The organism is Ruegeria sp. AP12, assembly GCF_056540025.1.
Map to the genome: position 1 here is coordinate 1 of NZ_JBQFVZ010000224.1, position 670 is coordinate 670.

1 protein-coding gene is annotated in these 670 nt (G+C 58.7%); it reads left to right on the forward strand.

What is annotated here, in order from left to right; all coding sequences use genetic code 11:
- Positions 1–114 precede the first annotated feature (114 nt).
- Positions 115–670: flavodoxin-dependent (E)-4-hydroxy-3-methylbut-2-enyl-diphosphate synthase (locus ACR0E6_RS22425; RefSeq protein WP_480587525.1), on the forward strand; the 556-nt coding region annotated here is incomplete at its 3' end.

Here is a 670-nt window from a genome sequence, read left to right on the forward strand (position 1 = left end):
AGCCGAGCTTCAGACGCAAGCAGCGGGCGATCCTGCCGAATAGTCTTGCCATTGCTCAACTGCGGTTGCCGAACTATCTATGAGGCAACCTAGGCTAGATGCGGACCACTCTTCATGTCGCTCAACCACGTACGTCCCTGGCGCGATATCTACCGCCGCAAATCCCGTCAGATCATGGTCGGCAACGTGCCGGTCGGAGGCGATGCTCCAATTGCCGTGCAAACCATGACCAACACTCTGACCACCGACGTGGCGGCAACGGTCGCGCAGGTTCAGGCCGCTGCTGAGGCCGGGGCCGATATCGTGCGAGTCTCTGTCCCGGATGAGGATTCCGCCAAGGCACTGAAAGAGATCGTGCGCGAAAGCCCGGTGCCCATCGTGGCCGACATTCACTTTCATTACCGCCGTGGCATCGAGGCCGCTGAGGCCGGCGTCGCTTGCCTGCGGATCAATCCGGGCAATATCGGCAACGAACAGCGCGTGAAAGAGGTCATCAAGGCCGCAAGGGACCACAATTGCTCGATCCGGATCGGAGTGAATGCAGGCTCGTTAGAGCGGCACCTGCTTGAGAAATATGGCGAACCCTGTCCCGAAGCGATGGTCGAGAGCGCGTTGGAACATATCCGCATACTGCAGGACAATGATTTTCACGAATTCAAGATCAGCGTGA